At 64.5% G+C, this 20,581-nt stretch carries 20 protein-coding genes and 1 riboswitch; of the genes, 8 read left to right on the top strand and 12 right to left on the bottom strand.

Annotation, left to right across the window (positions count from 1 at the left end):
* Window positions 1-44: 44 nt before the first annotated feature.
* On the bottom strand, window positions 45-2,654 hold the full coding sequence (acnB, locus tag C4K40_RS17530; RefSeq protein WP_053130612.1) for a bifunctional aconitate hydratase 2/2-methylisocitrate dehydratase: 2,610 nt from the start codon (window positions 2,652-2,654) through the stop codon (window positions 45-47).
* Between the two features lie 408 nt (window positions 2,655-3,062).
* Between acnB and C4K40_RS17525 the strand changes: the two genes are divergently transcribed.
* On the top strand, window positions 3,063-3,533 hold the full coding sequence (locus C4K40_RS17525; RefSeq protein ID WP_022644007.1) for a DUF1289 domain-containing protein: 471 nt from the start codon (window positions 3,063-3,065) through the stop codon (window positions 3,531-3,533).
* A gap of 45 nt (window positions 3,534-3,578) precedes the next feature.
* On the opposite strand, the gene C4K40_RS17520 is transcribed toward C4K40_RS17525, so the two are convergent.
* Window positions 3,579-4,442: a universal stress protein gene (locus tag C4K40_RS17520; protein ID WP_053130609.1), complete on the bottom strand. Its 864-nt coding sequence runs from the start codon at window positions 4,440-4,442 to the stop codon at window positions 3,579-3,581.
* A gap of 232 nt (window positions 4,443-4,674) precedes the next feature.
* Between C4K40_RS17520 and C4K40_RS17515 the strand changes: the two genes are divergently transcribed.
* The 3 genes from C4K40_RS17515 to C4K40_RS17505 all read left to right on the top strand — a co-directional run bounded on the left by C4K40_RS17515 (window position 4,675) and on the right by C4K40_RS17505 (window position 7,455).
* Window positions 4,675-5,280: a tRNA-(ms[2]io[6]A)-hydroxylase gene (locus tag C4K40_RS17515; protein WP_022644009.1), complete on the top strand. Its 606-nt coding sequence runs from the start codon at window positions 4,675-4,677 to the stop codon at window positions 5,278-5,280.
* 171 nt (window positions 5,281-5,451) lie between these two features.
* A complete protein-coding gene (locus tag C4K40_RS17510) occupies window positions 5,452-6,162 on the top strand; it encodes a response regulator (protein ID WP_031321582.1) in 711 nt (236 codons plus the stop codon).
* Window positions 6,163-7,455, top strand: a complete 1,293-nt coding sequence (locus tag C4K40_RS17505) for an ATP-binding protein (protein WP_022644011.1) — start codon at window positions 6,163-6,165, stop codon at window positions 7,453-7,455.
* Window positions 7,456-7,567: 112 nt separating this feature from the next.
* Here C4K40_RS17505 and C4K40_RS17500 read toward each other — a convergent pair whose 3' ends face one another.
* Both C4K40_RS17500 and C4K40_RS17495 read right to left on the bottom strand, forming a co-directional pair.
* Window positions 7,568-8,368 (bottom strand): MipA/OmpV family protein, encoded by an 801-nt coding sequence (locus C4K40_RS17500; protein WP_053130607.1) that lies wholly within the window; start codon window positions 8,366-8,368, stop codon window positions 7,568-7,570.
* Window positions 8,369-8,374: 6 nt separating this feature from the next.
* Window positions 8,375-10,198, bottom strand: coding sequence for a serine hydrolase (locus C4K40_RS17495; RefSeq protein WP_053130606.1), 1,824 nt, complete (start codon window positions 10,196-10,198; stop codon window positions 8,375-8,377).
* Window positions 10,199-10,364: 166 nt separating this feature from the next.
* Window positions 10,365-10,530, top strand: a riboswitch (yybP-ykoY riboswitch).
* Window positions 10,531-10,535: 5 nt separating this feature from the next.
* Between C4K40_RS17495 and C4K40_RS17490 the strand changes: the two genes are divergently transcribed.
* A complete protein-coding gene (locus tag C4K40_RS17490; protein ID WP_053130605.1) occupies window positions 10,536-11,108 on the top strand; it encodes a manganese efflux pump MntP family protein in 573 nt (190 codons plus the stop codon).
* Between the two features lie 56 nt (window positions 11,109-11,164).
* The gene (locus C4K40_RS17485) at window positions 11,165-11,422 is read left to right on the top strand and encodes a zinc-ribbon domain-containing protein (protein WP_083456874.1); all 258 of its coding nucleotides are present in this window, start codon (window positions 11,165-11,167) and stop codon (window positions 11,420-11,422) included.
* Window positions 11,423-11,438: 16 nt separating this feature from the next.
* Here C4K40_RS17485 and C4K40_RS17480 read toward each other — a convergent pair whose 3' ends face one another.
* Window positions 11,439-12,005 carry a GNAT family N-acetyltransferase gene (locus C4K40_RS17480; RefSeq protein WP_053130604.1) on the bottom strand — a complete coding sequence of 189 codons (567 nt, stop codon included), beginning with the start codon at window positions 12,003-12,005 and terminating at the stop codon, window positions 11,439-11,441.
* A gap of 258 nt (window positions 12,006-12,263) precedes the next feature.
* Here C4K40_RS17480 and C4K40_RS17475 point away from each other — a divergent pair, with 258 nt between their 5' ends.
* Window positions 12,264-13,967 (top strand): hypothetical protein, encoded by a 1,704-nt coding sequence (locus C4K40_RS17475; RefSeq protein ID WP_053130603.1) that lies wholly within the window; start codon window positions 12,264-12,266, stop codon window positions 13,965-13,967.
* The gene (locus C4K40_RS17470; protein ID WP_022644018.1) at window positions 13,954-14,304 is read left to right on the top strand and encodes a hypothetical protein; all 351 of its coding nucleotides are present in this window, start codon (window positions 13,954-13,956) and stop codon (window positions 14,302-14,304) included. Before C4K40_RS17475 ends, C4K40_RS17470 begins: the two co-directional genes overlap by 14 nt.
* A gap of 25 nt (window positions 14,305-14,329) precedes the next feature.
* Here C4K40_RS17470 and C4K40_RS17465 read toward each other — a convergent pair whose 3' ends face one another.
* The 7 genes from C4K40_RS17465 to C4K40_RS17435 form a co-directional block, all read right to left on the bottom strand.
* The gene (locus tag C4K40_RS17465; protein ID WP_022644019.1) at window positions 14,330-14,656 is read right to left on the bottom strand and encodes a hypothetical protein; all 327 of its coding nucleotides are present in this window, start codon (window positions 14,654-14,656) and stop codon (window positions 14,330-14,332) included.
* A 59-nt stretch (window positions 14,657-14,715) separates the two neighbouring features.
* Complete coding sequence (locus tag C4K40_RS17460; protein WP_053131396.1) at window positions 14,716-16,179, bottom strand: amidase; 1,464 nt, start codon at window positions 16,177-16,179, stop codon at window positions 14,716-14,718.
* 101 nt (window positions 16,180-16,280) lie between these two features.
* Entirely contained in the window at window positions 16,281-17,387 is a 1,107-nt protein-coding gene (locus C4K40_RS17455) for a polyamine ABC transporter substrate-binding protein (RefSeq protein ID WP_053130601.1), read from the bottom strand.
* 105 nt (window positions 17,388-17,492) lie between these two features.
* Window positions 17,493-18,524 carry an AraC family transcriptional regulator gene (locus C4K40_RS17450; protein WP_022644023.1) on the bottom strand — a complete coding sequence of 344 codons (1,032 nt, stop codon included), beginning with the start codon at window positions 18,522-18,524 and terminating at the stop codon, window positions 17,493-17,495.
* Window positions 18,525-18,661: 137 nt separating this feature from the next.
* Entirely contained in the window at window positions 18,662-18,940 is a 279-nt protein-coding gene (locus tag C4K40_RS17445; protein WP_053131394.1) for an Ada metal-binding domain-containing protein, read from the bottom strand.
* Window positions 18,937-19,554, bottom strand: a complete 618-nt coding sequence (locus tag C4K40_RS17440; RefSeq protein ID WP_022644025.1) for a DNA-3-methyladenine glycosylase — start codon at window positions 19,552-19,554, stop codon at window positions 18,937-18,939. The genes C4K40_RS17445 and C4K40_RS17440 overlap by 4 nt, the downstream gene beginning before the upstream one ends.
* Before the next feature lie 88 nt (window positions 19,555-19,642).
* A complete protein-coding gene (locus tag C4K40_RS17435) occupies window positions 19,643-20,566 on the bottom strand; it encodes an alpha/beta hydrolase (RefSeq protein ID WP_053130598.1) in 924 nt (307 codons plus the stop codon).
* Window positions 20,567-20,581 lie beyond the last annotated feature (15 nt).

Genomic DNA, 20,581 nt, shown 5'->3' with positions numbered 1-20,581 from the left:
GCGTATCGTGGAATACGCGGCGTTCTTTCTACAGCGCTAGAACCTTAGGCTTGCACCACCGGGATCTTGGCGTTGGCTGCCGCTTCGCGGAACTCGGCGATCTGGTCGAAGCTCAGGTAGCGGTAGACGTCGGCAGCCATGCTGTCGATGTCCTTGGCGTATTGCATGTACTCCTCGACGGTCGGCAGCTTGCCGATGATCGAAGCGACAGCGGCCAGCTCGGCCGATGCCAGGTACACGTTGGTGGCGTCGCCCAGGCGGTTCGGGAAGTTACGGGTCGAGGTGGAGACCACGGTCGAACCGGTCTGCACACGTGCCTGGTTACCCATGCACAGCGAGCAGCCTGGCATTTCCATGCGCGCACCGGCCTTGCCGTAGATGCCGTAGTAGCCTTCTTCGGTCAGCTGGTGAGCGTCCATCTTGGTTGGCGGAGCCAGCCACAGACGGGTCGGGATACCACCCTTGACCTTGTCCAGCAGCTTACCGGCAGCGCGGAAGTGACCGATGTTGGTCATGCACGAACCGATGAACACTTCGTCGATCTTCTCGCCCTGTACCGAGGACAGCAGGCGGGCGTCGTCCGGGTCGTTCGGCGCGCAGAGCACAGGCTCCTTGACGTCGGCCAGGTCGATTTCGATGATTTCGGCGTATTCGGCATCGGCGTCGGCCGACAGCAGCTCAGGCTTGGCCAGCCAGGCTTCCATGGCCTGGGCACGGCGCTCCAGGGTACGGGCATCGCCGTAGCCTTCACCGATCATCCAGCGCAACAGGGTGATGTTGGACTGCAGGTACTCGGCGATGGCCTTTTCCGGCAGCTTGATGGTGCAGCCGGCAGCGGAACGTTCGGCCGAGGCGTCGGACAGTTCGAAAGCTTGCTCGACGGTCAGGTCGTTGAGGCCTTCGATCTCCAGGATGCGGCCGGAGAAGGCGTTCTTCTTGCCTTTCTTCTCGACGGTCAGCAGGCCTTTCTGGATGGCGTAGTAAGGGATGGCATGAACCAGGTCACGCAGGGTGATGCCAGGTTGCAGCTTGCCCTTGAAACGCACCAGGATCGACTCCGGCATGTCCAGCGGCATGACGCCGGTGGCAGCGGCGAAGGCTACCAGGCCGGAACCGGCCGGGAACGAGATGCCGATCGGGAAGCGGGTGTGGGAGTCGCCACCGGTACCCACGGTATCCGGCATCAGCATGCGGTTCAGCCAGCTGTGGATGATGCCGTCGCCAGGACGCAGGGACACGCCACCACGGGTGCGGATGAAGTCAGGCAGGGTGTGGTGGGTGGTGACGTCGATCGGCTTCGGATAGGCCGCGGTGTGGCAGAACGACTGCATGACCAGGTCGGCGGAGAAGCCCAGGCAAGCCAGGTCTTTCAGTTCGTCGCGAGTCATCGGGCCAGTGGTGTCCTGGGAGCCGACGGTGGTCATCTTCGGTTCGCAGTAGGCACCCGGGCGCACGCCCTGGCCTTCTGGCAGGCCGCAAGCACGGCCGACCATTTTCTGCGCCAGGGTGAAGCCCTTGCCGGAGTCGGCAGGCTGCTCTGGCTTCTTGAACAGGTCGGAAGCACCCAGGTTAAGCTCGGCACGGGCCTTCTCGGTCAGGCCACGGCCGACGATCAGCGGGATACGACCGCCGGCGCGGACTTCGTCCAGCAGCACTTCGGTCTTGAGTTCGAAGTTGGTGACCAGCTCGTTGCTGTCATGGCGACGTACTTCGCCCTTGAATGGATAAACGTCGATGACGTCGCCCATGGCCAGGTTGGTGCAGTCGAATTCGATCGGCAGGGCGCCGGCGTCTTCCATGGTGTTGTAGAAGATCGGGGCGATCTTGGTGCCGAAGCAGAAGCCACCGGCGCGCTTGTTCGGAACAAACGGGATGTCGTCGCCGAAGAACCACAGCACCGAGTTGGTGGCCGATTTACGCGAGGAACCGGTACCGACCACGTCACCGACGTAGGCGACCGGGAAGCCCTTGGCCTTGACCGCTTCGATCTGCGCCAGTGGGCCGACCGAACCTGGTTGCGAAGGCTCGATGCCATCGCGAGCCATCTTCAGCATGGCCAGGGCGTGCAGCGGGATATCAGGGCGCGACCAGGCGTCCGGGGCAGGGGACAGGTCGTCGGTGTTGGTTTCGCCAGGCACCTTGAACACGGTCAGGGTGTATTTGTCGGCGATGGCGGGACGGGCGGTGAACCACTCGCCGGCGGCCCAGGAGTCCAGCACGGCCTTGGCGTGGGCATTGCCGGCCTTGGCTTTTTCGGCCACGTCGTGGAAGGCATCGAACATCAGCAGGGTGTGCTTGAGCTGTTCGGCGGCGACGGCGCCCAGTTCGGCGTCATCCAGCAGCGCGACCAGAGTCTCGATGTTGTAGCCGCCCTGCATGGTGCCCAGCAGTTCGGTGGCGTGCTTGCGGTCGATCAATGGCGATTTTGCTTCGCCCTTGGCCACGGCGGAGAGGAAGGCCGCCTTGACGTAGGCAGCTTCGTCGACTCCTGGCGGAACGCGGTTGGTGATCAGGTCTACGAGGAAGGCTTCTTCGCCGGCCGGCGGGTTTTTCAGCAGCTCGACCAGGCCTGCAGTTTGTTCGGCGTTTAGCGGCTGGGGAACGATACCCAGTGCTGCACGCTCTTCGATATGTTTGCGGTAGGCTTCAAGCACAGTTATTACCCTCATCAGTGGTCCCAAATGGGTGTCCGGGACGCTCATCCCGAAATTGCCGTACTCATGCGCTGCGTGGCGTTGTGGGCCACTTAGCCAGAATTACCGACAATTCCTTACAGAAGCTGCTTTCAAAGTTTTACGCCTGCAGAACGGGAGCTGATGAGGGTTGGCTCCGGGCTTTTCCCCGCTGGAAAAACCCTTCGCCAACACCGCTCTGAAGGAACGACTGTGCTCGTGACGCTTTGAAAACAGCTTCAAACGGACATTGGCGCCTAAAAAGGCTGGATGATTCTACGGCAAAAAAAATCTAAACGTAAGTTGGCGTATTGAAGTTTGAGGGGTGATCAATGTTAGACAAAGGGCTAACATGCCGGCCTGTTTTGTTTTCCCGCGTGACCTTCACCTATGCCTAACCAGACCATCAAGACCCCCTGCGTCGGCCTCTGCTCTACTGTCTACGGCGACCTGGTGTGTCGTGGCTGCAAGCGCTTCCACCACGAGGTGGTCAACTGGAACGGCTACAACGAGGATGAGAAGCGCGCGGTCTGGCTGCGCCTCGAACAGCTGCTGGTGCAGGTGATGACGGCCAAGCTGGAAGTCTTCGATCCAGCACGCCTGCGGGCCCAGCTGGAGCAGCGCAAGATCCGGTTCGTGCCCCACCAGTCGGAATACTGCTGGGCCTACCAGCTGATCGCCCGGGGCGCGCGGGTTATCAACCAGTTGGATGCCTACGGGATGGTGCTGTTGCCGGAGTTTCGCGATTGGGGCTTGCCGGAGTTGCGCGACGCCATCGATCGCGAGTTCTTCCTGCTCTCCGAGGCCCACTACCAGCGCTATATCGCCCCGGGTTTCCTCAAGGACGCGCTGGGCTCCTGAGTGAGCCGCGTGGCGGGGCGGCTTGCCTCGCCACGGTTCGCTGCCTCAGGCCTTGGCGGCCAGTTCTTCGAGGTGGCTCATGATCTGCGCCGGCTTGAGCACCAGCACATCGCTGTCCAGGGCATCGAGCACGACCTCGGCGGTATTGCCGATCAGCGCCCCCGAGAGGCCGGTGCGGGCCACGGTGCCGATGATGGTCAGCGCCGCTTCCAGCTTGTGGGCCATGTGGGGAATCAGTACGTCCGCCGGGCCTTCTTCTATGTGCAGGTGGCCATCGTCGATATCGAATTCGCTCTGGAACGCCCGGCAGGCATCGCGGTAGCGTTTTTCGATGGTTTCCTTGAGCTGGAACACCGGATCGGCCGCCGACAGCATCGGCGACGGATGGGCGCTGATCACATGCAGCTGGGCCTTGGCCAGGCTGGCGATGTCGAAGCCATGGTCGACGATGCTGGCATGCAGGGCGCGGTGCTCGCCATCCAGGTTGCCGACGTCGATGGCCGCCATGACCACCCCGCCGGTCCAGGGCGTGGCGGTCTTGACCAGCAGGACCGGGGTCGGGCAGTAGCGCAGCAGTTTCCAGTCGGCTGGCGTCAGCAGGGCCTTTTTCAGCGGGGTATCGGGCAGGTGCTGCTTGATTACCAGGCCGCAACCCTCGGCCTGCTGCACGTCGATGATGGTTTCGTGCAGGCTCTCGTTCCACGCTTGTTCGGTGGTGACGCTGTAGCCCTCGCCGGTGAGGCTGCTCTTGAGCACGCTGAGCAGCGCCGAATGCTCATGCTTCTTGTCGCAGACCAGCAAGTGCAGGTGGGCCTGGGTGACCCCGGCGATCAGCTTGGCGCGCTTGAGGGCCAGGCTTTCGCCAGGCGCGGGATCGATGACCACCAGGATGCTGCGGATGCTTTGCATGATCGTGAACTCCGGCAAAGAGTGAATGGGAACTGCTCATAACTATAGTTGCTGGCACTTGGGCGGGACGTTGATGCATATCAATCGCGGTCGCTGGTGGTCTGCGGCGTGGCCGGTATAATCGCCGCCTTTGCCTGTGAAGCCCTGCCTGTACCGTGAGCCTCATGTTATCGACCACTGCTGATGCCGCCCGCCAGCCCCGCGCTGGGGCGGGCCGCCCGGAAACCTGCCGATGAACTTCCCGCCCATTGATCAATTCCTCGGCTGCCGGACTCCCGATGCCTGGGTCCAGGCAGCCCTGGCCGACCAGGAAAACCTGCTGATCGACCACAAGAACTGCGAGTTCAAGGCTGCCAGCACGGCCCTGAGCCTGATCGCCAAGTACCACTCGCACATCGACCTGATCAACATGATGTCGCGCCTGGCCCGCGAAGAACTGGTGCACCACGAGCAGGTCCTGCGCCTGATGAAGAAGCGCAAGGTCGAACTGCGCCAGTTGTCCGCCGGGCGTTATGCCTCGGGCCTGCGCAAGGTGGTGCGTAACCACGAGCCGGTGAAGCTGGTGGATACCCTGGTGGTGGGGGCTTTCATCGAAGCCCGCAGTTGCGAGCGTTTCGAGGCCCTGGTACCGCACCTGGACGAGGAGTTGGGCAAGTTCTACTTCGGCCTGCTCAAGAGTGAGGCCCGGCATTACCAGGGTTACCTGAAGCTGGCCTACCAGTACGGCGATGCCGACGATATCGCCCGGGTGATCGATAAGGTCCGGGCCGCCGAGCAGGAACTGATCGAATCCCCCGACCAGGAGTTCCGCTTCCATAGCGGCGTGCCGGCCTGGTGAACCCTGGCCCCCGGGGCGCGCCCGGGGGCAAATTGTTAAAAACTCTTAAAAAGATGAAACCTTGCAAAAAACCGTGCAGGTTCCAGGTTTTGTGCTGCGCTTTAGCCTTTCTTTAATCCTCTGCCGCATATAATGCGCGCACTCAAATCGTGCGTTCGCAGACTGGTATTTATGGATAACCTGGGTCTTGGCAAAGTATTGCTGGTGGAAGATGACGAAAAGCTCGCCGGGCTGATCGCGAATTTCCTCTCCCAGCATGGCTTTGAAGTGTTGACGGTCCATCGGGGCGATGTGGCCCTGGCGGCTTTTGATGAATTCAAACCGAAACTGGTGGTGCTCGACCTGATGCTGCCAGGCCAGAGCGGCTTGCACGTGTGCCGGGAAATCCGCGCGGTATCGGACGTCCCGATCGTCATCCTCACCGCCAAGGAGGATGATCTGGACCATATCCTGGGCCTGGAATCCGGCGCCGATGACTACGTGATCAAGCCGATCAAGCCGGCGGTGCTGCTGGCGCGCCTGCGGGCCTTGCAGCGCCGCCAGGTGCCCGAGCCCGCGGCCCAGCGTGGCGCCCTGGAGTTCGGCGTGCTGAGCATCGATCGCAGCAGCCGCGAGGTACGCTTGGGCGGCGAGTCGGTCGAGTTGACCACCATGGAATTCGAACTGTTGTGGCTGCTGGCCAGCGCGGCGGGCAAGACCCTGTCCCGGGACGACATCCTCAACCGCATGCGCGGTATCGAGTTCGACGGCCTCAACCGCAGCGTCGACGTCTACATCAGCAAGCTGCGCTACAAACTCAAGGACAACCCCCGTGAACCGGCCTGCATCAAGACCGTGTGGGGCAAGGGCTACCTGTTCAATCCATTCGCCTGGGAGATCTGAATGCTGCGGCTGTTTCTGGGGCTCTACCTGTTCCTGGTCCTGGGTTTCGCCGGATCGATGGCGGCAGTGCAACACATCTTCCTCAATTACCTGGCAGCCGACCTGATCGAATCCTACAACCGCGAGGCGGTCCGGGGGCCGGCCTACAGCCTGGGTGAACAGCTACGCCCGCTGGACGAAGCCGGGCGCCAGCGCCAGCTGGAGGAGCTCAAGCCTCACTATGGCCTGCTGCTGGCGCTGGTCAATGCCGATCAACTGAACCTGACCCCTCGCGAGCAGGCCCTGCTGGACTCCAGCCAATTGGTGGTGCGCGGTGGCGATTACGACGAGTTCATCTCCAGTATCGACGGCGGCTCGCAGCTGTTGAGCATCAAGTTGCCGGAAGAACAGCCGATGACCCTGCACTACAACATTGCAGGCTATGCCTTGCTCGGCGCCCTGCTGGGCATCGTCCTGTACTTCTGGGTGCGGCCGCACTGGCGTGACCTGGAGCGTTTGCGCCTGGCCGCCGAGCGTTTCGGCAGCAACGACCTGGGTACTCGCCTGCACCTGTCGCGGCGCTCCAACATCCGCGACCTGGCCCAGCACTTCAATCGCATGGCGGCCCGTATCGAAGGCCTGATCGCCAACCAGCGCGAGCTGACCAACGCGGTATCCCATGAACTGCGCACGCCCATCGCCCGGCTGTCGTTCGAACTGGACCAGCTCAAGCAGAACCCGGATCCCCAGGAAAGCCAGGAACTGATCTGCGACATGTACGCCGACCTGGGCGAGCTGGAGGAAATGGTTTCCGAACTCTTGAGCTACGCCAGCCTGGAACATGGCGCGGCCTCGATCAATCGCGAGAACATCCAGGCCCAGAGCTGGCTCGACAGCGTGGTCGGCAGCGTGACTCTGGAGGCCGAGGCGGCCGGGGTGCAGTTGCTGATTCGCTCCTGCCAGGTGGACTACGTGAGCATCGAGCCACGCTTCATGGCCCGGGCGGTGATCAACCTGCTGCGCAACGCCATCCGCTACGCCGAGCGGCGGGTGGAGGTATCCCTGGTACGCCTGGATAACGGCTATGAGGTGCGGGTCAACGACGATGGCCCCGGTGTACCGGTGGAGGGGCGGGAAAAGATCTTCGAGCCATTCTCCCGGCTCGATGCCAGCCGCGACCGGCGCACCGGCGGTTTCGGCCTGGGCCTGGCCCTGGTGCGCAGGGTCTCGCAGTGGCATGGCGGCAAGGTGGAAGTCGTGGACTCGGAGTGGGGCGGCGCCTCGTTCCGCATGACCTGGGCCAGCGCCGACTGACGCGGCACCGGGCGAGGTGACAAGCGCCCTGCATCAAATGACCAGGCCCCTCGTGGGGGCTTGGTCTTCAATGCCATACGGCCCGTGATCACGGGCCGTATTCTTTGCGGCCTTAGAAGCTGTACTCGATCTGGGTGGACAGCACCGTCTGCAGGCGCCGGTCGACGATCGGGCTGTCGGCTGCCTTCTTGCCCAGGTAGTCCATCGACAGTTGGGTGGACAGCTTGGTCTGCTCGTTGAGCGGCAAGGTCCAGGTCAGGTCGGCACCGCTGCTGACCAGCCCGCCCTTGGCGTTGTAGGCGCCAAAGCGACTGTTGGCCGCCTGGGTGCTGCTGACGCCGTACCAGGTCTGCATGTAGTCGGCGTTGCCGAACAGGGTGTTGACGCTGGCGTCCAGGCTGCCGTAGCTGCCTTCATACAGGTTGGTGCCGATGCTCAGTTCCAGCTGGCTGTAGGCCCGGCCGGTATCGCGGTTGTTGTTCTTCTTCACGGCGTGGGTCACGGTGGCGCCCAGCTCGAATGGGCCCAGGTCGTAGCCCAGGTGCGCGCCGTATTGCGCCCGGGTCTTGATATCACCCATGCCCCTCAGGCGCTTGGAGCCCTGGCCCATGTGGTTCTTGTCGCGGCGCGACTCGCTCGGGCCGACCCAGGTGCTGAACGACAGGTCGCCCCATTTATTGCCCCAGCCCAGGCCCTGCTGGGTGTTGAGGAAGATGCCGTAGGGGCTGACAACCTCGGCGCCGAGGATCGGCACCACGGTGCGCTCGTCGCTGCCGCTGTAGCGTGGAACGCTGGCCACCCCGGCGTTGACGCCGAATTTCCAATCCTCGGCATGGGCCACGGCAGAGGCCGTGGTCAGGCCCAGGGTGCCGAGCCACAGCGCGGTGGTGGCGGAGCGTTTCAGGGTTTTCATATCGGTTTAGAACCTCAGGTAGTTGGCGTTATAGGAACGTTTGAACGAGTAGCCCAGGACGTTGACTCCATTGATCTGGCGTCGCACGGTGTCGCCCAGGCCGGGACCATGGCCGGCGATCACCGCATGCGCGTTGTCCACCGGGGCCAGGATGTAGTCAGTCAGGGTGCGGCCCTGCTGCAGGCTGCGAATCATCAGGAAACCCTCTTCCAGGGCGATGCTGACTCCGCTGACGGGAGTGTTTTCCTCGCTGTCGGCAAGGGCTTCGTAGGTGCCCACCGTGGCCAGCCAGTTGTCGGGCAAAGGCACCGGATCGATGCGCTCGCCCACCGCCAGCAGCTGGCCGTGGCTCTTGGCGGTGAACACCCGATGTCCCTGGATGCTGACGACATCCAGTTGCACCCGGCCCAGGTCGCCCAGGTCCCGGAGCCAGAGGCCGAGGATTTTTTTCTGCGCCCGCAGCCAGCCATGTTCGTCGCGCAGTAGCTCGAAGCGCACGCCAGCCACCTCGCCGAACAGGCGCTGGCCCTGGTCCCTGATCCGCAGCACGCCATAGGCCGTGGCATAGAAGCCGGCCAGTTGCTGGCGATCGGCGGCTTCCGGCACTCGGCGTCGTACTGCCTGCTCACGGGGTGGCAGGCCAGTGCCCGTGTCTTGTTCCTCGGGAGCGCCGTGGGCCTGCAGCAGCAGGCGCAAGGCCTGGGTCACCAGGCCCGGGACCAGCGTTTCGCCAGTGTCGGAGTTGCTCATCACGATCACCGCCAGCTGTTGTTCCGCCAGCACGCTGACCTGGGCATGGAAGTTGTTGCCGATGCCGCTGTGCTGCCAGGTACGAATGCCGGGGCGCACCCACTCGTCGCCGCATGGCGAGAGGAACCAGCCCAGGCCCACTTCACAGTCGAAATCCAGGGCATTGCCGATGTTCTGCGGGCGGGTCATCTCCTGGATCGAGCTGGCCGACAGCAACTGGCGTTGCTTGTAGTGACCCTGGGCGAACAGCATCCGGACGAACTGGCTCAGGTCCCGCGGGCTGGTCCACAGGCCGCCGGCGGGAATGTCGCGCTCCGGGCTATGGCCGCTGGCGGCACCATCCTGGTAACCGCGGGCGCGATAGGGCTCCTGGCGGCTGTCACCGATGAAACTCGACTGGCGCATGCCCAGGGGCCGCAGCAGGCTGGTCTGCAGATGCTGCTCGAAGTCCTGGCCGGTGCTGCGTTCGATGGCCGCGCCCAGCAAGGCGTAGCCAAGGTTGGAATAGGCGGTGCGGGTGCCGGGGGCATTGTTCAGCCATACCCCGCTGACCTTCTGCGGTAGCTGGCCCAGGACATGGGGCGTGCGCAGGTCATGCAGGTATTCGGCGGGCATGCCGGCCTGGTGGCTGAGCAGGCGGCGCAGGGTCACTGCCTGGTCGGCGGCGTCCTGGTCGTCGTGAAAGCGCGAGCGGACGTAGAACTCCTTGAGCGTGGCTTGCAGGGGGGCATCGAGCTGCAAGCGACCTTGCTCCACCAATTGCATCACCGCCGTGGCCGTCAGCAACTGCGACAAGGCACCGGCACGGAACGCGGTGTTCTCGGTCACTTGCAGGCCCCGCTCCTTGTCGGCGAAACCAAAGCCCCGGGCCCAGATCAACTCCTGGCCGTCTACCAAGGCGATGGACAAGCCGGGCACCTGATGTTCGGCCATCTGCTGCGGGATGTACTGCTTCAGGTAGCGAATGATGCTGGCGTAGTCACCCTGGGCGATGCTTGGTGGTGTTGGCGGCTGGCCATTGCAGCCCAGGTTGCTGAGCAAGATGCCCAGCAGCGGCAGGCCAAAGAGTTTGGCGGACATGAAGCACCCGGGCACAAGGATTGGATGCCGGGAATGCTAGGGAAGGGCGTGAAGCCAGTCTTTGGCAGCTTTGTCAGGAAAATGTCAAAGAGTGTTAAACCGGCAGTTAACCGGGGGATGCAGGGCCGCTGATGAAATTTTCACAAGTGGGGGGTTAAGCTGCGCGCCTCTTTGGGGAGTAGCCTGCCACCGCTTCTTGCGGTGGAGCCCGTATCAACACTCTCGGCAACCTGCCGTGGTGCGGGCGCCGTTGCGGTTGGTGAGACCATCGACATACCTACGCTGAAGTCGGGCGCGTGGGCATGTCGTGGACTCAAGCCCGACCGGAAGACCCAAGATGAATCCAGCCTCGATCATTTTCCTCGCCTTCGCCATGTCCACCGACGCCTTCGCGGCTGCGGTCGGCAAGGGTTCGGCCATGTTCAAGCCGCGCCTGCTCGAAGCCCTGCGCATCGGCCTGATATTCGGCGTCATCGAAGTCATTACCCCCGTAGTCGGCTGGTTCATCGGCCAGGCCGCGGCCCAGTGGGCGGCCGCCTGGGACCATTGGATCGCCTTCGCCCTGCTCTCGGCGCTGGGCCTGCACATGATCTACAACGGGGTGCGGTTGGAGACTGAAGCCGAGCCGCAAGCGCCCAAGGCGCATGGATTCTGGTTGCTGGCGGTCACCGGTTTCGCCACCAGCATCGACGCCCTGGCGGTCGGGGTAGGGTTAGCCTTCGTCAACGTCAATATCTGGGTGGCGGCCACCGCCATCGGCCTGGCCACCATGACCATGGTCACCTTGGGCGTCATGCTGGGCCGGGCCATCGGCACGGTCATGGGGCAGCGTGCCGAGGCCCTGGGAGGCCTGGTGTTGATCATCGTCGGCAGCGCGATCCTCTATGAGCACTTGTCGGCGGTGGCTTGACCCTATAGTTACTTTAGGGTTTTTACTGGCGATCATCTCAAGAAGGAGTGATCGACATGGGCTTTTTCAAACGTCTGCTGATGGGTCATCACGGTAATGGCCACGGCGGTTCCCGGGGTGGCCATCATGGTTCCCGAGGGAATCCGCAGGGCACCGGCAGTTCCTGCCCGCAATGCCGGGCGATGAATGCGCCGGGGGCCAGGTTCTGCCAGCAATGCGCGGCAGCGCTGCTTGCGGCAGGTTGTGCGCAGTGTGGGGCGCCGTTGTCGGCGGGGGCGAGGTTCTGCGGGCAATGCGGCCGCGCCTCGGGCTGAGGCGCGGCCTGGAGGGTTACAACGCCAGGCTGTGGATCACCTGGGTGGCGTCGTCGGGGTCGATGGCGCTACGCATGCCCAGGAGCTTGGCCAGGCGGCGCATGCTGTAGTTGGTGGCCGAGTCCACCGAGTACATCTGCTGGTAGCCGTTGTGGCGGGCCTCGTCGATCAGGTGCTGCATCAGCAGGGCACCAAGGCCCTTGCCTTGCCATTCATCGGCGATGGTCACGGCGAATTCGCAGCGCCAGGGCTGGTCGTCCACCTGGGCATAACGGCTGATACCGACTTCCCGCAGTTCGCCGTTGTCATGCACCAGCGCCACGTAGGCCACCCGTTGCGCGGTGCCGACATCCATCAACTGGTCGAGCAGTTGATCACCCACTTCCTTGACTTCGCCGAGAAAGCGCTGGTGCCGGGTGATGGGCGAAAGGTTTTCGATGAAGGCTTTTTCCCGCTGGCGATCCTGCGGGCGCAGTGGGCGGATCAACACATGGCTGCCGTCGCTCAAGGCGTCGATCCAGTACTGGCCTTGCTGCGCCGGGAACGGCGGGTGAGGGAGCATATCGAGAGCGCTGCTGGACATGGTCAAGTCTCCTGGGAGGCGAGGGGCGGGCTGCAACCACAGCCCTGGTTGCCCAAAGCTTCATCCTTGTGAAGATGCGGTTGCTTGACCGGCATCAATATCTCTGGCTGTACCGGCAATCGGCTGATCACCGGTCATGGCGTGGTCACTGATAAGGCCATTGGCTATTAGGGCTATCGCTTAATATTCTGGAACTTCCCGGCTGTGCTGCGAATGAGCTGATCTACGCTCTCGAGCAGGACAGACAGGAGTCATGACATGGAGCGTCGGACCAGCGGTGCGAGGTGGTTGTGCAAGTCGTTTGCCAGTGCCCTGGCCAGCGCCGCGATGCTGCTGGGCGCCAGTGCCCATGCCCAGTCGCTGGCGATCACGGTGTCTCCCAACGTGCCCCGGGACATTCCCGGAGGGGCGCCACAGGCCTCGCTGGCGGCCGCTGCGGCCTTCGCCTGGCAAGAGTTCATCGCCCTGAACTGGCCAGCCCGCGCCGGGCAGCGCGATGTGCCCGATTTCAACCGGCCTTTCGGTGCCTCGGGTGGGCCATTGGTCTGGCAGACCTACCGCAGCAAGGTGGAGATCTTCCCGGGCAACGGTAATGCCAATGTCGGGCCGCCAGGCTATTCCCCAGCCGGGGGCCCCAGCTATGGCTACAACACGACCCCCATCTACAACTACGCAATCCCGGTGCCCGCCTGCCCCGGCCAGGCCCCCGTGTCGCAGCCGGCCTGGGTCAACCTCGATGAGATCACCCAGATCGGCCTGAACCAGATGTTCGCCGGGATCTCGTCCACGGCCCCGTCCAACCGCAATTCGCAGCCGCAGCTGGTGCGCTTCCTGGCCAAAGCCAACCAGACGCAATACAGCTATGTCGCGGCCAATCAGTATTGGTACACCAATGCCGCATTGCGCCAGGCCGCGCAGAACTTCGTCAACGGGATCAAGCAAGTGCCGCCCAGGTTCGCGGCCGGCCGAGTGGCGTTTCCCAGCGGCACCATCGAGGTCAAGTCAGCCTGGCGCAAGCTGGCGCCCACTGAAGATCCCTCGCGCTTTCACCGCCAGACCGTACGTTTCTACGAACGCAAGGGGACGAACAACGGCCTCTGCTATTTCGAAGAGCAGTGGGCCATGGTCGCGCTGCATATCATCCACAAGACCCCCTCGGCCCCCAACTTCATCTATGCCACCTTCGAGCAAAGCGACAACATCCTGTTGGCCGACGGCTCGCGGGTCGAAGACCAGAACGGGGTCATCCTCAGGCGTCCGCCGGTCTCGTCACCGACCACGCCAGCCCTGAGCTACCAGGACTCGCCGAGCAATCCCCAGGTCAGGGCCAATGGCCCTTTCTGCCAGCCGGCCAGGCAGCTGTACTATCAGGAAACCCCGGGCAGCGGGAAACCCGTCGGTGGCTCGATCTGCGTCAACCAGCGCTATGAGTCGATCACCGCCGAGGTGATCCAGGCCAACCGCGATGCGCACCAGGCCATCCAGGCCTATACCCTGGGCCGGGGGATCGGGAGTTCGCCCTGGCAGTACTACAAGCTGGTCTCGGTCCAGGCCCAGCCGTTCGATGTCAGCCAGATCTCCAGAAGCGACGTCAGCCACGGCCCGGCGGTCTTCTACCAGGCCAATATCATGGTCGAGACCGACTACACCCTGCAGCAGTTCAAGGGCCGCATTGCTGCCAACGGTGCGCCGACTTCCTTCCAGGCCGCTGGGGCGCCGCCGCCACCCAATGTGTACTCCCTGACCAACCGGCCGCCGGTGGCCCAAGGGGTGAACATGGGGGGATGCATGGGCTGCCATGGCAATGCCCAGGTCGCCGGCTACGACTTCAGCTTCATCCTCAAGGGCGGCCAGGTCCGACTGCCCGAGGCTCCTGGCGGCAATGCGCTGGCCGAAGCCAGCGCCCGTTACCAGGAAGTGTTCAACCCCCACATCGAGGGCGATAGCCATGGCGCTCAATAGTTTCAAGGATGTGCAGGCCCTTCTCGACAACTTCGTCGCGCAGAACAACCTGGATATTTCCGGCGCGCCCCATGGCGCGTTCTGGCAGACCTCCTACCAGGCGTTCGTGACGGGCAACGTGCCGGGGGTACAGAACCCGTCGACGGGGCAGGCGCTGCCGATCCTGGTCAAGGGCGATGGCGCCCACTCGAACATCATCTATGCCCTGAGTGGCACCCAGGGCACCTTCTGGGGACCGACCGGAGCCTTTGGCCAGATGCCTCCGGGCGGCCCCTACCTGCCGCAAGCCCAGATCGATGAGCTCAGCGCCTGGATCAGCAAGGGCTGCCCGCAGTAGGGGCAGGGGGGCGTGGCGGGGGCGATCAGTTGCTGTAGCTGGGCAGGGCGATCTCGCCGCTGACAGGCGGCTTGCGCCCACGGGTCCGCCAGTGCTCCACCAGTGCCCGGCCGTGGGCCATGCCGGCTTGCAGGGCAGCGTCGGTACTGGCGTAGTCGTTGCCGTAGGGCGGGCAGGCGAAGTGCAGGGAAAAGCACGGATGCTGGCCCTGTCCGGCCAGGCGCCCGACATAGCTGTAGCTGGAGCCGGACTGGTGCGGGTCAAGGCTCGGCGAACTGGGCTCGCGGATGACCATCACGTAGATGTCATGCTCGAACTGGGTGTCTTGGTACCAACTGCTTGAAGAATCCATGGTCCACCTCCTTGTCCGTGTCGCATCGCTGGCTGGCAGCGACAGGTCGTGCTTGTACGTTATTGTTCGATACCCGACGCCTCAGGGGCGTCGGCCAGGCCGTGGGGATGTGCGAAGGGTGCCATGGGCTGGAGCTTTTCCAGGGTCCTGGCCGCTCGCAGTACCAGGTCGTCGCGACCGAAGCGCGCGACGATCTGCAAGCCGATGGGCAGGCCGGCGGCGCTCAGGCCGCAAGGCATGCTCAGCGCCGGCTGGCGGCTGTAGTTGAATGGGAACGTGGTCGGCTGCCACATGCTGCTGGCCTGTTGCGGCCAATCGGGCGGACTCGACAATTCCACGGCGAATGGCTCGACCACCGCGGTCGGGGTCAGCAGCAGGTCGTAGTCGCTGAGAAAGGCATGCAGGACCTGGGCTACCTGGTGCCGTTCCTGCACGGCGTTGGCATAGTCCAGGGCATTGAGCTGGCGGGCCCGCAACTGGGTCTGCTGGAGAAAGTCGCTCATCAGGTGCTGTTGCTCCCCGGGAATTTCCAGGTCCACGGCGCTGGCCGCTTCCACGGGCCAAGAGCGCACGAAACCGGGGGCGGGGTTGCCGATGTCCGGCGAGGCCAGTACCAGGGTCGCGCCGGCAGCCTCCAGGCGTCGGGCCGCAACCAGGCAACTGGCGGCGATCTGCGGGTCGACATAGGCGGCATAACCTAGGTCCGCGCTGAAGGCGATGCGCAAACCCCGGACGCCATCCTCGATCTGTTCCAGGAAACCCAAAGGGGCATGGGGCCAGGCAAAGGGCTCGCCGGGCTCATAGGCGCTCATGTGTTCCAGCAACAAGGCGATGTCGCGCACATGGCGGGCGATCGGACCCTCGGCGGACATGCCACCTGGATCGATGGCCGGGCTGGTCGAAACCAGGCCGTGGCTGGGCTTGAGGCCGATCACCCCGCAGAAGCTCGCCGGGGTGCGGATCGAGCCGGCCGCGTCGTTGGCCGTGGCGGCCGGGGCATAACCGGCCGCCACCCCGGCGGTGCTGCCACCGCTGCTGCCGGCGGCATGCAGGGCGAGATCCCACGGGTTGCGGGTGACTCCGGTCAAGGGGCTGTCGGTCAGGGGCGTGCAAGCCAGTTCCGGCAAGGTGGTCTTGGCGATGAAGATCGCCCCGGCTTCGCGCAGGCGCGCCACCAGGGCGCAGTCGTGCTCCAGGGGCGGGCGGTTGGCCAGGGCCCTGGAACCGTTGCGAGTCTGCCAGCCCCGGATGTCGTGGTTGTCCTTGACCAGCACCGCGATGCCGTCCAGGCGGCCCATGGGTTGCCCGGCGGCCCAGCGTTCGGTACTGGCCTGGGCGGCCAGCAACGCCGCCGCATCCTGGCGCGCACACAGGGCGTTGAGCCGTGGTTCATGCTGCTCGATGCGCGCCAAGAGGTCGCGCAGCAGGTCTACCGGGGTGAACTGCAAGGTGGCGAAACCGTGCAGCAAGGCCTCGATCGACAGCTGGTGCAGGGGTGGATGGCTGGGCGTGGCTGGCGACATGGACAACTCTTCTTTCAAGGGCGCCGGATGCGCTGGCAAGTCGGCGGTGAAAGCTTGCGGCCGGTTCTGCATCAGGCCGCAAGGCTTCCGGGGCAAGTGGTTCAGCGGCCGCTGGTGACCTTGATCCAGGTCCGGGTACGGGTGCGTTCGGCCTTGGCCGGCAGCGGCGCCAGGGGGAACAGGCGGGTCATGGTCTCGGCGCTGGGGAACAGGTCCGGGTTATCCAGCAGCGACTGCTGGATGAACGGCTTGGAGTCCGTGACGCCGTTGGGGTAGCCGACGAAGTTGCTGATGGAGGCGATGACCTTGGGTTCCATCAGGTAGTTGAGGAAGGCATGGGCGGTGTCCACGTGCTTGGCGCCGCTGGGGATGGCCACGGTGTCGATCCAGGCCAGGGTGCCTTCCTTGGGAATGCGCATCTCGATATGCACGCCGTTCTTGGCCTCGTTGGCACGGTTGGCGGCCTGTAGGAAACCGCCGGAATAGCCCACTGCCACGCAGATGTTGCCGTTGGCGATATCACCCATCCACTTGGCGCTGTGGAAATAGCGCACATAGGGACGCAGCTTGAGCAGCAGGGCCTCGGCCTTGCGGTAGTCCTCGGGTTTCTGGCTATTGGGGTCAAGGCCCAGGTAGTGCAGGGCCAGGGGCAGCATCTCGGTAGGCGAGTCGAGGAAGGTCACGCCGCACTGGCTGAGCTTCTTCAGGTTTTCTTCCTTGAACACCAGGTCCCAGCTGTTGACCGGCGCATCGTCGCCCAGCAATTGGCGAACCTTGTCACGGTCATAACCGATCAGGTTGGTGCCCCACATGTAGGGGATCACGTAGCGGTTGCCCGGGTCGCTCTGTTCCAGCAGCTTCATCACCGCCGGGTCGAGGTTCTTCCAGTTCGGCAACTGGGCGCGGTCCAGGGGTTGGAAGGCCCCGGCACTGATCTGCTTGCTGACGAAGCCACTGGAGGGCACCACCACGTCGTAGCCGCTATTGCCGGTGAGCAGCTTGGCCTCGAGCACTTCGTTGCTTTCGAAGATGTCGTACTTGACCTTGATCCCGCTGCTGGCCTGGAAATCCTTGATGGTGTTGGGGGCGATGTATTCCGACCAGTTGAAGATGTTCACCGTGCGCTCGGCGGCTGCCATGGCACTGGAGGAACAGGTCAGGGCCAGGCCCAGGGCCAGGCTGGTGAACGCGGTATGCAGCGATTTCATGCGACAGCTCCATGTCTTTAAGAAAGCGAAACCTTCCGGGCGTCATTTTTCGCCGGAAGTGTCCCACAGAGAATGTTGGCAACGGTCAATAGGGGATATTTGACGTCATTCTTGCGAATGGTCTGACAGCGGACCCAGCTGGCCGGCCAATTGCCGGAAACGCCCCGGAGCGACGCCGCTCCAGCGTTGGAAGGCATGGCGGAAGCTGGCGGTCTCCTTGAAACCCAGGGCCTCGGCGATGCGGTAGATGGGCAGGCTGTGCTGTTCCAGCAACTGGCGGGCCCGGGTGTAGCGCAGCTCGTCGAGCAATTGCTGGTAGCTGGTGTCCTGGGCCCGCAGGCGTCGGCGCAGGGTGCTGGGCGAGCAGTGCACCTGGCGCGCCAGGCTGTCGAAGTCCGGCACGGCGTGCAGCTGTTCGTTGAGGATGCGCCGCACCTGGTCGATCCAGGTCGGGCGGGCGCTGAGCTCCTCGTTCAGGCGGATGCAGCGTTGCAGCATGTCGTTCTGGGTCACCAGGTCCGCCAGGGGCAGGCGCCGGTCCAGCCACTCCGGGTCGAAGCCGATGGCGTTGCGCCCGGCATTGAATTGCACCGGGCAGTTGAACGCCTGCTCGTAGCTGTCCAGGTAGGGTTGAGGCCCGTGCTTGAGATGCACTTCGCGCAGTGGCAGCGAACAGCCCAGCAGGTCCTGGCAGGTGACCCGGTAGGACGACATGCAGAAATCGGTGTTGAACACCTCCAGCTCGCTCTCGCTGTACTGGTCGGCGGTGAGCCAGGCCAGGCCGTCGCGCAGTTCCAGGTCGAGGTGGAAGAAGGTGCCCAGCAGCAACGGATAGCGCAGCGCCAGGGACCAGCCCTCGCGCAGGGTGGCGCTGGTCAGCAGGGTCAGGCCGAACATGCCGTAGGCGCAGATGTGCAGGTTGCGCCCCAGCACCAGCCCGAGGTCCGGGCGCAGGGCCACGGCATTGCCGAAGACGCGCATTTCCTGGCTGATGTTGATCAGGCTGTTGGGCAGCTCCAGGTCCGCCAGCTGGATGCCGCTGCCTTCCAGCAACACCTGGGCCGGGACGTCGCTGTCGCGAAAAGCGTCCAGTACTGCTTGGGTGGTGTGCAGTGTGGTCAGGCGAAGGGCAGCCATCGACGATCTCGAAGCAGGAATCGGAAAGGCGTGACTTTAGGGGTTACGCAACGGGGGTTCAATCGACGATGCGACTTTTGTCGACCGATACCGGCATGTTCCGCTCGTATCGCCCCGTGCTACCGCTCGGAGCCTGCCTATGGGCTCGCGCCCGACTCGCGCCAGGCGCGGTAGGCCTGGGGTAGGCAACGAGCGCAGGGACGGTAGCCGGCGGCGAGCGCGGTCTGGGCATCGAGGAAGAACACTCGCTGGCGCACGTAGCCGCCCCGGGCGATGGCGGCCAGGGCGCAGGGGCAATCCAGGCGGCCATAGATCCGGCTGCGCCGATGACCGCCCAGGGTCCCGGGGCAGGGGCTGGACCAGGGCTGGCCGTGGCGGTCCAGCAGGGTCCAGTGCCGCGTTGCCTGGTCGCTCATGGCGCCGGTACCCGCCACAGGTACCAGGCGGCGGTGGTGCGCCAGGGGCTCCAGGTTTGGCCCAGTTCACGCATCTGGCGCGGGCTGGGCTGGCGCTCCAGGCCCTTGAGGCGCCGGTAGCCCTCGCGTACGCCGAAGTCGTCCACTGGCAGTACGTCCTGGCGCTCCAGGCTGTAGATCAACAGCATCTCCACGGTCCAGCGACCGATCCCGGGCAGTTGCGTCAGCCGTTCGACCAGTTGTTCGTCGTCCAACTCCCGTGCAGCGTCCGCCGACGGCACCAGGCCGTCCAGGGTGGCCTGGGCGATACCCTGCAGGGTGGCCGCCTTGCGCGCGGAAAAACCGCAGCCGCGCAGCTGTTCGGCGCTGCTCGCACAGAGCTGCCCGGGGCTGGGAAAGTCCTGGCCGGGAAACAACGCCCGCAGCCGGGCGAGGATCGCGTCGCCGGCCTTGGCATGCAGTTGCTGGTAGGCCACGGCGCGCACCAGCGCCTGGTAGGGCTCGCGTTCCGGCCGGGGCTGGTGCAGGCAGGGGCCGATGGCGGCGATATGCCGGGCCCAGTCGGCATCCAGGGCGGCGAGGAAGGTGCTGGCAAAATCGGGGCTGGCGGGCATCGGTGATCCGGGGCAAGGGTCGGGACGCCTGGCAGGTTAGCCGCTGCGTCCCGTCCTGGCACCCCGTCCCTTGCGCTGGAACTGGGCCTCAGTCCTTGTCCGGGGACAGGTACAGGCGCTCCAGCACATAGTGCAGGGACGCCGCCAGGGTCTGGCCGTGGCTGAGTTTCTCGAAGCTGTGGTACTCAAGGGCCAGTCCGGGAACTTGGGCCAGTTGCGTGCGCAGTTGCCGGGCCCGTTGGTCGGCGTCGGGGGCCGGAGTCGACGTGGCGGCCTGGCGTGGGTCCCCCGGCTCGGCATCACCGCGCATCAGCAGCAGCTGTGCCCGATGCCCCTGCATGTGCTCAGCCAGCCCCCGGGCCTGGTCGAGGATCAGCCCATCGCCCCACCACAATGAGGGGCTGGCGGCGGCGTAGTGGCGAAACTCCCGGGGCTGCTCGAACAATGCCTGCAGCACCAGCAGGCCACCATAGGAGTGCCCCCACAAGGTCTGCTGCGCAGGGTCGATCGCTAGCCGGGCGGCCACCGCTGGGCGCAGGCGCTCGCGCAACAGTTGCAGGAACGCTTCGCCGCCACCGCTGGGTTGTCCGGTCAAGGGGTCTTGCTGCACTTCGCGGCCAGGCTGGCGCGGGGTGTAGTCGTAGGTCCTGGCGGTACGCTCGATGCGTAGCGGCGTCTGGTAGCCCACCGCCACCAGCAACGGCGCCTGGCCCTGGTCCAGCTGCTTGAGCTGTTGCGGGTCGAGGGCGCCGATGGCGGCGTTGCCATCGAGCATCCACAGCACCGGATAGCCGTGCTCGGGGGCGGCCTTGAGCGGCTGGCCGATCCATATCTGGTAGTGCCGCTGGCCGTCGGTGGAATCCAGTTGCAGGCTGCTGAAGCGATAGGGCAGGTCCTGGCGTTGCAGCAGGCTGCTGTCCATCCGCTGCTCGGGAGCCGGTTGGGCCGTCGCCAGGCAACTGGCGGCGGCCAGCGCCCAGCCCAGGGCCAGGCGCAAGGTCGTGGTTCTCATCAGGCTTTCTCATTA

Source organism: Pseudomonas sp. CMR5c (genome assembly GCF_003850545.1).
Lineage (GTDB): Bacteria > Pseudomonadota > Gammaproteobacteria > Pseudomonadales > Pseudomonadaceae > Aquipseudomonas > Aquipseudomonas piscis.
Note: the sequence above shows the minus strand (reverse complement) of the source record. Positions and strands in the feature narration are given on the sequence as shown.